General features: G+C 48.4%; 11 protein-coding genes. 10 read left to right on the forward strand and 1 reads right to left on the reverse strand.

Going from position 1 to position 12,242, the window contains the following annotated elements:
• Nucleotides 1-23: 23 nt before the first annotated feature.
• Nucleotides 24-845: an aldo/keto reductase gene (locus tag ACY2VW_RS02685; RefSeq protein ID WP_461876897.1), complete on the reverse strand. Its 822-nt coding sequence runs from the start codon at nucleotides 843-845 to the stop codon at nucleotides 24-26.
• A gap of 364 nt (nucleotides 846-1,209) precedes the next feature.
• On the opposite strand from ACY2VW_RS02685, the gene ACY2VW_RS02690 reads away from it, so the two are divergent.
• The 10 genes from ACY2VW_RS02690 to acsE all read left to right on the forward strand — a co-directional run bounded on the left by ACY2VW_RS02690 (nucleotide 1,210) and on the right by acsE (nucleotide 12,161).
• The gene (locus ACY2VW_RS02690) at nucleotides 1,210-1,560 is read left to right on the forward strand and encodes a hypothetical protein (RefSeq protein ID WP_055218122.1); all 351 of its coding nucleotides are present in this window, start codon (nucleotides 1,210-1,212) and stop codon (nucleotides 1,558-1,560) included.
• 14 nt (nucleotides 1,561-1,574) lie between these two features.
• Nucleotides 1,575-1,757 (forward strand): CooT family nickel-binding protein, encoded by a 183-nt coding sequence (locus ACY2VW_RS02695; protein ID WP_117509049.1) that lies wholly within the window; start codon nucleotides 1,575-1,577, stop codon nucleotides 1,755-1,757.
• 135 nt (nucleotides 1,758-1,892) lie between these two features.
• Nucleotides 1,893-2,825, forward strand: a complete 933-nt coding sequence (locus ACY2VW_RS02700; protein ID WP_022462431.1) for a methylenetetrahydrofolate reductase — start codon at nucleotides 1,893-1,895, stop codon at nucleotides 2,823-2,825.
• A 38-nt stretch (nucleotides 2,826-2,863) separates the two neighbouring features.
• Nucleotides 2,864-3,634, forward strand: coding sequence for an ATP-binding protein (locus ACY2VW_RS02705; RefSeq protein ID WP_461873141.1), 771 nt, complete (start codon nucleotides 2,864-2,866; stop codon nucleotides 3,632-3,634).
• 126 nt (nucleotides 3,635-3,760) lie between these two features.
• On the forward strand, nucleotides 3,761-5,653 hold the full coding sequence (gene cooS, locus ACY2VW_RS02710) for an anaerobic carbon-monoxide dehydrogenase catalytic subunit (protein WP_461876898.1): 1,893 nt from the start codon (nucleotides 3,761-3,763) through the stop codon (nucleotides 5,651-5,653).
• A 62-nt stretch (nucleotides 5,654-5,715) separates the two neighbouring features.
• Nucleotides 5,716-6,504 (forward strand): ATP-binding protein, encoded by a 789-nt coding sequence (locus ACY2VW_RS02715; protein ID WP_022462428.1) that lies wholly within the window; start codon nucleotides 5,716-5,718, stop codon nucleotides 6,502-6,504.
• 15 nt (nucleotides 6,505-6,519) lie between these two features.
• Nucleotides 6,520-8,649 carry an acetyl-CoA decarbonylase/synthase complex subunit alpha/beta gene (gene acsB, locus ACY2VW_RS02720; RefSeq protein ID WP_461873138.1) on the forward strand — a complete coding sequence of 710 codons (2,130 nt, stop codon included), beginning with the start codon at nucleotides 6,520-6,522 and terminating at the stop codon, nucleotides 8,647-8,649.
• Between the two features lie 297 nt (nucleotides 8,650-8,946).
• On the forward strand, nucleotides 8,947-9,888 hold the full coding sequence (gene acsD, locus ACY2VW_RS02725) for an acetyl-CoA decarbonylase/synthase complex subunit delta (protein ID WP_461873137.1): 942 nt from the start codon (nucleotides 8,947-8,949) through the stop codon (nucleotides 9,886-9,888).
• 37 nt (nucleotides 9,889-9,925) lie between these two features.
• Nucleotides 9,926-11,281 (forward strand): acetyl-CoA decarbonylase/synthase complex subunit gamma, encoded by a 1,356-nt coding sequence (gene acsC / locus ACY2VW_RS02730; RefSeq protein WP_461876899.1) that lies wholly within the window; start codon nucleotides 9,926-9,928, stop codon nucleotides 11,279-11,281.
• 94 nt (nucleotides 11,282-11,375) lie between these two features.
• Nucleotides 11,376-12,161 carry a carbon monoxide dehydrogenase/acetyl-CoA synthase methytransferase subunit gene (acsE, locus tag ACY2VW_RS02735; protein ID WP_461873135.1) on the forward strand — a complete coding sequence of 262 codons (786 nt, stop codon included), beginning with the start codon at nucleotides 11,376-11,378 and terminating at the stop codon, nucleotides 12,159-12,161.
• Nucleotides 12,162-12,242 lie beyond the last annotated feature (81 nt).

Below are 12,242 nucleotides of genomic sequence, written 5' to 3' on the forward strand. Positions count from 1 at the left end.
CTGCTTTTTCTGTGAATCCGCAGCTACAGCAGGTCATCCGGTATGGAAGCAGAGCGGAGCTGTTCGTCCATCGTGTCGATGAGCGCCATGTCGGCTTCAGAAAGTTCGAAGTCGAAGACATCCGCGTTGGCAAAGATGCGGTCCGGCTGTGTCGATTTCGGGATGACACTGATGCCCTGCTGGACGAGGTAGCGGAGGCCGATCTGCGCTTCAGTGCGTACATACTTTTCTGCCAGCTGCTGCATAATCTCACGGTTCAGATAAAGACCTCTTGCGAGCGGCGCATACGCCTGAACGGCGATTCCATGTGAACGGCAGAAAGCGATGAGCGGTTTCCGGTTCCAGAGCGGATGGCATTCGATCTGGTTGACGGCCGGGATGACGCCGGAAAATTCAAAGAGGGCAGTAAGGTGCGATTCCCCGAAGTTGCTGACGCCGATTGATTTTGCCCGTCCGGATTCGCGGATTTTTTCGAGCGCACGCCACGTCTCCGGGTAGCAGCCCGGCACCGGCCAGTGGATCAGGTAAAGATCAACGTAGTCGAGACGGAGCCGGTCGAGGCTGCGGTTGAAGGCGCCTTCGATATCGCCGACCCGCTGCGCCGTATTCCAGACCTTTGTGGTAATAAAAAAATCTTCCCGCGGAATCCCGCTTGCGCGGATCCCGCGGCCGATGCTGTCCTCGTTTTTATAGGAGGAGGCGGTATCAATCAGACGGTAACCGTATTTTGCCGCAGTGACAATTGCTTTTTCTGCCTCTTTTTCTGTCGACTTGTAAGTGCCAAGCCCCAGAAGCGGCATCGCTCTGCCGTCGTTCAATGTGATGGTTGGAATAGAAAGTGCCATAAAAACCCTCCGTATCTTGAATAAAAAAAGATTCTGCCGTATTTCTCTCATAAATATCGTAAGTATAACATGAAATTTTAAAGAAATCAGACCAAATATATTAAAAAAGTTTAACACAATTGAAAAATGAGAAAAAAATAACAAGCCCTGTAAGAAAAAAGGAGGACGCCAGGGCAGACTGTACGGCGAATTGTACAGAAATTTTGTGAGGGCTGTATTGATTTTGTGCATGAAATAGAGTATAATAAGTTCGAATTGATATTTATTTATCATTCCCTGTACAATCTGCAGGACGTTTCAGGAAAACAAAAAGCGGACGAAACGGACGGCAGAGGAGAAAAACGGGGACAGAGGAGGCCATATTATGCATTTATTATATGACGAGAATGGAAATCCCATTCCGCACGGCGCTCACGACGAGCACCATCATCACCATGACCATCATCACGAGGGAGAAGACTGCGGACATGCCTGCAATGCATGCGGTTCCGAAGAAAAATGCAAGGACGAGAATCTTGCACTTTTAACCTATATGCTGCAGCACAATGAACATCACGCAGCAGAACTCGACGAGATGGCCGACAAACTGGAAAAAGCCGGAATGGCGGACGCCGCAAAACAGATCCGGGAGGGAGTATCCGATTTTCAGAAAGGCAATATGCGCCTGTCTCTGGCACTGACGCTTGTAAAAGAGCATTTGAAAGAAGTTAAGTAGAGGAGGCGTAAGCTATGTGCCTTGCAACGGTATACAAAAATCCGGAAAACACAGTTGTCTGTAAAAATGTGAGCCGCATCGATGTCGATGGAGAATACGTTCTGATCCGCGACATCCTGGGCGAAGAGATCAGACTGCAGGGTAAGATCAAAATGGTTGATCTTGCAAACAGCATCGTAGAGCTGGACTGTGAATGATAATTGGCAGACGGAGCCAGTTATTTGTAAAAGCGGTTTTAAGAACCCGGGTTCTGCGAATCGGAACGAAACAGAACAAGCGAACCGGGACTTAGAATAGGAATACATCATAAAAAAGCGGAGGTAAATTGAATTATGAAACTTTCAGAAGAGATGAAAAACAAGACTCTTCTGTCTTTTGAGCTGTTCCCGCCAAAGACAGAGAAAGGACTGCAGAATCTGCCGGGTACCATCGACCACCTGATGAAGTACAACCCGTCTTACATTTCCTGTACATACGGAGCAGGCGGCGGAAACGTCGGAGCAAACCGTGAAGTATGTCAGATGATCAAAAATGCCGGAACTACACCGGTTACTCATTTCACCGTTATCAAAAACACAAAAGAAGGAATCAAAGAGCAGCTGGATCAGTATTTAGCTGACGGCGTAGACCACATGCTGGCACTGCGCGGCGATATCCCGCTTGGCGAGACCACAACCTGCGGCGACTTTGACTACGCTACCGATCTTGTAAAATTCGTACGCGATACCTACGGCGACAAATTCGAAATCGCTGTTGCAGGATCTCCGGAAGGCCACATCTCCTGCAGAAGCCTGGAGTCTGATATCGCAGTCCTGAAACAGAAACAGGACAACGGCGCAGACTACATCATGACTCAGCTCTGCTGGGATATGGAGCAGTTCAAATACTGGCTCGATGCAATCCGCAAAGCCGGAATCACCATGCCGGTAGACGTTGGAGTTATGCCGATCCTGGATCAGGCAGCTACCATCAACATGGCACTTTCCAGAAACGGCTGTGTTATGGACAGAGAGCTTTCCAGAATGATCTCCAGACACTGGCTGTTCCCGAACCCATTTGCAGCAAAAGACGCAGAGGGCAAACCGTTCGACGTATTCTACGACAAGAAAGTTGCAGAGTTCAAAGAAGAGGGTATCGAGTATACCGTAAAACAGATCGATGCTTACCGTGCACTCGGTGTCAACGGAATCCATCTGTATGCACTGAACAAATGGAAAGACGTATCCGAAATCATCGACAGATCCGGTCTTTGCACACTGGTTTAATGAATTAATTACTTGAATTTGGGAGGCATCCGATTTTTATGGCACATGTAATAGCTGTCGCCGGAAAAGGCGGCGTTGGAAAAACAACATTATGCGGCTTGCTGATCCAGTATCTCTGCGAGTCAGGAAAAGGTCCTGTTCTTGCGGTTGATGCGGACGCAAACTCAAACCTGAATGAGGTACTCGGTGTAGAAGTAGAAGCTACCCTTGGAGATATCCGGGAGGAGATTGCCCGTGCAGAGATGGCATCCAAAAACCCGATTCCGGCAGGCATGAGCAAGGCAGATTATGCGGAATTTAAATTTGCAGGCGCTCTGACTGAGGAAGATGATTTTGACCTGCTTGTGATGGGAAGAACACAGGGAAAAGGCTGTTACTGCTTCGTCAATGGACTTCTGCAGAATCAGCTTGCCAAGCTGTATCCGAATTACCCCTTCATGGTTGTGGATAACGAGGCAGGCATGGAGCATATCAGCCGTGGTATACTTCCGGGCATGGATACAGCTATTCTGGTCAGTGACTGCTCAAGAAGAGGAGTACAGGCCGCTGCGAGAATCGCGGAGCTGATCAAAGAATGCGATATGAAGCCGAAGCAGGTAGGACTGATCATAAATCGCGCGCCGAATGGCGTGTTAAATGAGGGAACCCGTGAGGAAATTGAAAAACAGGGATTAACTCTCCTTGGCGTTGTTCCGCACGATGATCAGGTTTATGAATATGATTGCGACGGAAAACCAACCGTACGTCTGCCAGAAGACTCTCCGGTACGCGCGGCATTAAAGAAAATCGTAGAAAACCTTGATTTATAAAAACAGAGAATCTGCCCTCCGCTTTGTACACGCTGCAGACGGAGGGATATTTCAAAAGTAAAATATCCCCCATGGGAGGATGTTTTTACCATAAAAATATTAAAATACAATCTTGAGGAGGACAAGATGAGCGAATTCAAATTAACAAGCGTAGAAGAATTCGAGCAGGCCACGAATGAGCTCCTGGAAAATGGTGCAAAAGTTGGCGCTGACGCATGGCAGTTTCGTGTAAAAAACCAGACCCCGCACTGTAAATTCGGTGAGCAGGGAACCTGCTGCCGTATCTGTACAATGGGACCTTGCCGTATTACACCAAAGGCACCGAGAGGAATCTGCGGATGCGATGTACACGGTATTGTGGGACGTAACTTCCTGCGCTTTACAGCAGGCGGTTCCGCAACACATTCCGATCACGGCCGTGAAATCTGCCATACTCTGCATGAGGCAGATCCAAACGGAAGCTATAAAGTAAAAGATCCTGAGAAACTGATCCGCCTGGCAAAAGAGTGGGGCGTAGAGTACGAAGGAAAAGATATCTACGATCTGGCACATGAAATGTCCGAACTGGCTCTTTTAGAGTATGGTAAACCGTTCGGAACACAGAGATTCCTGAAACGTGCTCCGCAGCATACGCAGGATATCTGGGAGAGAGAAGAAATCGCACCGCGTGCGATTGACCGTGAGGTTGCATGTTCTCTTCATATGACCCATATGGGATGTTCTTCCCTTCCGGAAGCACTCGTTCGCCAGTCCCTTCGTTCCGGACTTTCCGATGGATGGGGCGGCTCCATGATGGGTACCGAGTTCTCCGACGTACTGTTCGGAACTCCAAAGCCGGTTGAAACAGAGGCAAACCTTGGCGTTATGAAAGAAGATGAAGTAAATATCATCGTTCATGGCCATGACCCGTCACTTTCCGAGATGATCTGTGAATACGCAGACGATCCGGAGATGATCGCATATGCAAAAGAAATGGGAGCAAAGGGAATCAACGTAGCAGGTGTCTGCTGTACTTCCAACGAAGTAGCAATGCGCCGCGGTGTGCCGATGGCAGGTAACTTCCTGCAGCAGGAAAACGTGGTACTGACCGGTGCCTGCGAGGCCATCGTTGTTGACGTACAGTGTATTTTCCCGGCACTTGGACCTTTAAGCAAATGCTTCCATACCAAATTCGTTACCACCAGCCCGATTGCGCAGATGCCGGATGCAGAATACATTCGTTTCAATGCAAAAACAGCAGGTGAGAATGCAAAAGCCATCGTAAAAATGGCAATTGAAAACTTTAAAAACCGGAAACCGGAGCTGGTACATATCCCGCATATGAAGCAGAAAGCAACCGTTGGATACTCTGTTGAGTCCATCATCAAGACTCTGGATAAAGTAACCAATTCCCAGGTTGACAAGACCGGAACTCTGATGCCGCTGTGGCAGTGTGTGGCATCCGGCGTTATCCGCGGTGCAGTTGCCATGGTAGGATGCAACAACCCGAAAGTCCGTCCGGACACCGCTCACATCGAGCTGATGAAGAAGCTGATTGCGCACGACGTTATCATCGTTGCTTCCGGATGCTCTGCACAGGCAGCAGCAAGAGCAGGTCTGATGGACAAACGTGCCAAAGATCTCTGTGGTGCAGGTCTGAAACGTGTCTGCGAGCTGGCTGATATCCCGCCGGTACTCCACATGGGATCCTGCGTTGATATCTCCCGTATGATGGTTCTTGTAGCAGAACTTGCTAAAATCGGTAATGTCAATATTTCCCAGCTTCCGGTTGTCGGATGTGCTCCGGAGTGGATGTCTGAGAAAGCAGTTTCCATCGGAAACTATGTTGTAGCAACCGGTATCGATACTTACCTTGGCGTAGAGCCGTACGTATCCGGATCCACTGAGGTAACAGGACTTCTGACCAACGGTGTCCGCGACTGGGTTGAGGCAGCTTACACAGTAGAAAAAGACATCGACAAGCTGGGCGATGCAATGCTCGCACGAATCGAAGAGAAACGTGCCGCACTCGGCGTATAAAAAGGACAGGGCGGTCCCTGACGTAAAAAGAGACCGCCCTTTTTGAAGTGAAAAGGTGTAAAATGAAAATAGCAGTAACTGGAAAGGGTGGCGTAGGAAAAACAACCATCGCAGCGACCCTTGCAAGACTTTATGCAGAAGAAGGCCATCCGGTTCTGGCTGCAGATGTCGATCCGGATGCCAATCTGGGCCTTGCGCTTGGATTTCCGGAAGAAATCCTCGATTCGATCGTTCCGATTACCAAAATGAGAAAACTGATCGAAGAGCGCACCGAGGCAAGTGCAGACAACCGGTTTTACAAGATAAATCCGAGAGTAAGTGATATCCCCGATAAATACAGCAAAGAGTACAATGGAGTCAAACTCCTGACGCTTGGCACCGTGGAGACGGCCGGAAGCGGCTGTGTCTGCCCGGAGCATGTGATGCTGCGGAGAATCATCAACAGCCTGGTCCTTCACCGAGGGGATGTTGTCATCCTTGATATGGAAGCAGGCCTTGAGCATCTGGGAAGAGGAACGACTGAGGGCATGGATATGTTCATCGTAGTTATCGAGCCGGGTGCAAGAAGTATTCAGACCTATAAGAATGTCAAACGTCTGGCCGAAGAGCTTGGCGTTCATCAGGTTCATGTCGTGGCAAACAAAGTACGCGACGAAAAAGATGAGGCATTCATACAGGACCGTATCCCCCCGGAGGATCTTCTGGGCATGGTCCACTACAACCCGGAAATTATGGAAGCGGACAGGGAAGGTTCGTCTCCATATGATTACAGCGCGGCTGCAGTAGAAGAGATACGGAAAATAAAAACAAAAATCGATAAGTCAAACATGCCTGGCATGGAAAAAGTGTGATAGGAGGAAAAACACATGACATTATTCGAGAGAGTATTTGGCGGAAATGATGCAGTATACGGTCTTACCGAAGCTGCCGTTGATGCCGCAATCGCAGCAAACGGAGAGGAAAAAGCAGTCAGCTTCCCGGACACTGCTTACGCACTTCCGTGTTATTATGCTGTAACAGGAGTAAAGGTTACCAATTTAAAAGAGATGAAAGAGGCTCTTGGCGTGGTAAAATCTCTGATGACAAGAGAAAATCAGCTGAATGATGTATTTATGTCCGGTGTTGCAACTGCACTCTGCGCAGAGTTCATCGAGGCAATTAAATACATCGACGGTGCAAAACCATATGATGAGCCGTGCTACGGCCATTTAAGCGATGCCATCATCCGTGAGCTTGGTGTGCCGCTTGTAACAGGCGATATCCCAGGCGTAGCTGTTATCCTTGGAAGCGCTCCGACCGCACAGGAAGGCGTGGATCTGGTTAAGAGCTATCAGGCACAGGGTATTCTTGTAACACTGGTTGGCGGAATCATCGATCAGTGTCAGGAATTAGGATACAAGACCGGTGCAAACGTACGTGTTATTCCGCTTGGAAAAGACGTAACATCTGTTATCCATGTTGTATCCGTAGCAATCCGTGCAGCCCTGATCTTCGGTAACGTAACCGCAGGCGATGCAGGCGCACTGATGACCTACACCAAAGACCGTGTACCGGCATTCGTAAATGCTTTTGCTCCTCTGGATGATGTGATTGTTGCATGCGGCGCTGGTGCAATTGCACTTGGCTTCCCGGTTATCACAAACGATGACAAAGACGTTCCGGCTATTCCGAAGAGCCTTATTATCCAGAAGGACGTTTCCAAATTCAACGCTACTTCCCTGGAAGCACGCGACATCAAGATCAAAATTACCAACATTGATATCCCGGTTGCATTCGCATCTGCATTCGAGGGTGAGATCATCCGCCGCGGTGATATGCAGGTTGAGTTTGACGGTTCCCGCGTAGACTGCTGCGAGCTGGTTCAGACAAAAGACGCTTCCGAAGTAGAAGATCACAAGATCGAGCTGATCGGACCGGATCTTGACGAGTTTGAGGTTGGCTCCAAACACAGCATCGCATACGTTGTTGAGGTTGCCGGAAAGAGCATGCAGCCAGACTTTGAGCCTGTATTCGAGCGTAAGTTCCACAGCTACCTGAACTGCATCGAAGGTGTGATGCATACCGGACAGCGTGATATGATCCGTATCCGTGTCAGCAAAGAAGCTTTCAACGCTGGCTTCCGTGCAAAACACTTCGGAGAAGTTCTGTACGCACAGGTTAAAAACGAGTTCGAGGCTGTTGTTGACAAATGTCAGGTTAAGATCTACACCAATCCGGAAGACTGCACTAAGATCCGTCACGAAGTTGCTATCCCGGTATTTGACAAACGTGACGAGCGTCTGTCTACCATGACGGACGAATCCGTACCGGTATACTACAGCTGCATCATGTGCCAGGCATTCTCCCCGAGTCACGTATGCGTTGTTACCCCAGAGCGTCTTGGCCTTTGCGGTGCCGTTTCATGGCTGGATGCAAAAGCTACCAACGAGCTGGATCCGAACGGACCTTGCCAGGTTATCACAAAAGAAAAAGTAATCGATGAGAGAATCGGTGAGTACGAGGATGTTAACGAGGCTGTTCGTAAACTTTCCCAGGGTGCTCTTGATGATGTATCTCTGTACTCCATCATGGAAAAACCAATGACATCCTGCGGATGCTTCGAGTGTATCTGTGGTATCGAGCCGTTCTCCAACGGTGTCTGCATCGCAAACCGTGAGTACGCAGGCATGACTCCTCTGGGAATGACCTTCTCCGAGCTGGCTTCCATGACAGGCGGCGGTGTTCAGACTCCAGGATTCATGGGACACGGCAAACACTTTATCGCTTCCAAGAAGTTTATGAAAGCAGAAGGCGGTGTTGCCCGTATCGTATGGATGCCGAAAGAGCTGAAAGAGCAGGTTGCAGAGAAACTGAATGAGACAGCAAAAGAGCTGTACGGTATCGACAACTTTACCGATATGATCGGTGATGAGACCATCGCAGAAGATCCGGAGACACTGGTTGCATTCCTGACCGAGAAAGGCCATCCGGCACTTGGTATGGATCCAATGATGTAATTCGTATTTTACAGGCTTATCCTGTGAAAGAATAAGCAGACCGGTATGGCTTGGGAGGGGATTCCAAAGCGGAGGAGGAAGCCCTTTCCGGCACATGCCGGCAGCTGTAAAGTGATTTTCTGGAAAAAAACGGCTGACGAAGAGAAAACGGATACTTTTTGTCAGAAAATCTTGGAAAATATCCTGGTAAATCTTGCATTCTCCGGGAAAAAACGTTAAAATAATAACAGGTGTGTCCATGAAGCGGAATCATGGAGATATGCCTGTATGGAATTTATTTTTAAGGAGGCTTTTTTTATGCCGTTTAATCGCAAACCACAAAAGTTTAATGCAGCAATTAAATCCGTTGTAATCGGCAGCGGAGACAAAACCGTAACTCTTGGCGGAGAAAACGTATTACCATTCTATGCTTTCGATGGTGAAATCAAAAACGGACCGAAGGTCGGCGTTGAAATCACAGACCTTGGTATGGAAGGAGAACCGGAAAGCGTAAAAGCATACTATGAAGGTGCAGCTACCATGGGCGAGATTGCAAAAAAAGCAGCAGCTATGGAAGGTGCAGATTTCCTTTGCCTTCGTCTGGCAGGCGGAGACCCGAACGGTCTGAACAAATCGGTAGAAGAACTCATTGAGACAGTCAAAGAGGTTGCTGATGCCGTTGACGTGCCGCTTGTTGTAGAAGGATGCAAAAACGTTGAGAAAGATTCCGAGCTGCTCACAAAAGTAGCAGAGGTTCTTCAGGGAAGAAACGTTCTTGTTATGTCCGCAAGAGAAGAAGATTACAAGGCAGTTGGTGCAGCCGCAGGTCTGGCATACAGCCAGAAAGTCGGCGCTGAGTCCGCTGTAGATATCAACCTTGCAAAACAGCTGAATGTTGTTATGACCCAGCTTGGTGTCAGCGCAGACAGCATTGTTATGAACGTAGGTTCTGCAGCAGTCGGATACGGATATGAGTACGTAGTATCTACACTGGACCGTATCAAAGCAGCAGCATTATCCCAGGACGATAAAATGCTGCAGATGCCAATTATTACTCCAATCGCTTCTGAGACATGGACTGTAAAAGAGGCAATGGCAACAGAAGAGGAATCTCCGGAATGGGGAAGTCAGGAAGTACGAGGAGTCTCTATGGAGATTCAGACAGCAGCCGCATCTCTGGCTTCTGGTTCTGATGCAGTTATCCTCAAACATCCACAGTCTGTTGCAACCATTTCCAAAATGATTCAGGAACTGATGTAATCAGTACGTAAGGAAGAGATTAGGAGGATAAAGAATTATGGCATTATCAGGTATTCAGATTTTTAAAATGACCCCAAAGAAAAACTGTAAGGAGTGCGGATGTCCGACCTGTATGGCATTCTCCATGAAGGTTGCACAGGGTGCTATGGATATTTCAGCGTGCCCATATATGTCTGACGACGCTATGGCACAGCTTTCCGAAGCTACCGCACCGCCAATGAAGACGATCAAAGTCGGAACCGGCGACAGTGAGTACACTCTTGGCGGAGAGACGGTTCTCTATCGTCATGAGAAAACATTTGTAAGCAAAACCCGTTATGCGGTATCTCTCTGCAGCTGCATGTCTGACGAAGAGATCGATGCAAAACTGGAAGAAGACAAAAAAGTTGATTACGACCGTATCGGCGAGCGTATGTGCGCAGAGATGCTGTATGTAAACTATGCTGGAAACGGTGTAGACAAATACGTATCCCTCGTAACAAAAGCTGCAGCTACCGGAAAAGTTCTGGTACTTGGCTGTGAGGACGCAGAGGCTGCAAAAGCTGCTCTGGAAGTATGCAAAGCAGGCAAACCGATCCTGAACGGTGCAAACGCATCCAACTATGAAGAGATGAGCAAAATTGCCACAGAGGCAGGCGTTGTTCTCGGTGTTAGCGGCGCAAATATCGATGAGCTTCACGATACCGTAGAAGCAATCGAGAAACTCGGCAACAAGAACCTGGTTCTTGATACCACAGAAGCTACCATCAAAGAGACCTTCGCTACTACCGTGCAGGTAAGACGCGCATCCTTAAAAGACACAGACCGTACCTTCGGTTATCCGTCTATCGTAAATCTGGCAAAAATCGCACAGGGCGACAGATATATGCAGCAGGCACTGCTTTCCCTGTTCACCATGAAATACGGTTCCATCATCGTTCTTGAGGAGATGGGATACGCAGAGGCACTTCCGGTATTCGGACTGCGCCAGAACGTATTTACCGATCCGCAGAAACCGATGAAAGTAGAGCCGGGTATCTACCCGCTGAACGGCGCAGACGAGAATTCCATCTGCCTGACCACCGTAGACTTCGCTCTGACCTATTTCCTGGTATCCGGAGAGCTCGAGAGATCCGGAGTTCCGGTAAACCTTGTAATCAACGACGCCGGCGGACTTTCCGTACTGACATCCTGGGCAGCAGGTAAATTCTCCGGTAACTCCATCTCCAAATTCTTCAAAGAGAATGTAGAAGATAAAGTAAAATCCAGAAAAGTCATCATTCCTGGTAAAGTAGCCGTATTAAAAGGCGACATCGAGTCCAAACTTCCAGGATGGGAAGTTATCGTTGCTCCGCTTGAGGCAGTTCAGCTTGTAAAATTCATGAAAGATCTGCAGGCAAACGGCGAACTGTAATACATAAAAATTCCGGGCCGGAGCTTCTGTAAAAAGGAGTTCCGCCCGTGAAAAAATAATTATGGGGGATTCCCAAAAGAAAAGGAGAAGAGATATGGCAAAATTTGTAACAATCGGCGAAAGACTTTCCGTTACAGCTCCTACTGTAAACAAAGCATTCGCATCAAGAGATGAAGAGCCAATTTTAAAGAGAGCAAAACAGCAGCTGGATGCTGGTGCAGTTTACCTTGACGTAAACATCGGACCGGCTGAGAATGATGGAGAGGACATCATGAAATGGGCTGTTCAGCTTCTGCAGAGCAACTTTGACAATGTTCCGCTGGCTCTGGATACATCCAACAAAAAAGCAATTGAGGCTGGTATCTCTGTATACAACCGTTCCAAAGGAAAACCGATCGTAAACTCTGCAGATGCAGCAGGAAGAATCGAGTATATTGACCTTGCAGCAGCAAACGATGCAATCGTTATCGCACTGTGCAACGGCGAAGGTATTGCAAAAGACAACGACGAGCGTATGATGTACTGCCAGACCCTTCTGGAAAGAGGTATGGAGCATGGCATGGAGCCGACCGATCTGTGGTTTGATCCGCTGTTCCTGGTTGTAAAAGGAATGCAGGACAAACAGATGGAAGTTCTTGAGTGCATCAAGATGTTCAGCGATATGGGACTGAACTCTACCGGCGGACTTTCCAACAACTCCAACGGTATGCCGAAAAACATCCGTCCGATCATGGATTCCGCACTCGTAGCTATGGCTATGATGCAGGGTCTGACCAGCGCCATCGTTAACCCGAATGACCTGAGACTGATGGAGACCATCAAATCCTGTGACGTATTCAAAGGCAACACTCTGTACGCAGATTCTTATCTGGAACTGTAATTCTCGCAGGTTTTCCCCTGATGGTGCCGCAGCGTTTGCGAAAACCTGCGGCCCATCAGGGGTTTTTTTATCTACAAGCGG

This window comes from Fusicatenibacter sp. (assembly GCF_977045365.1).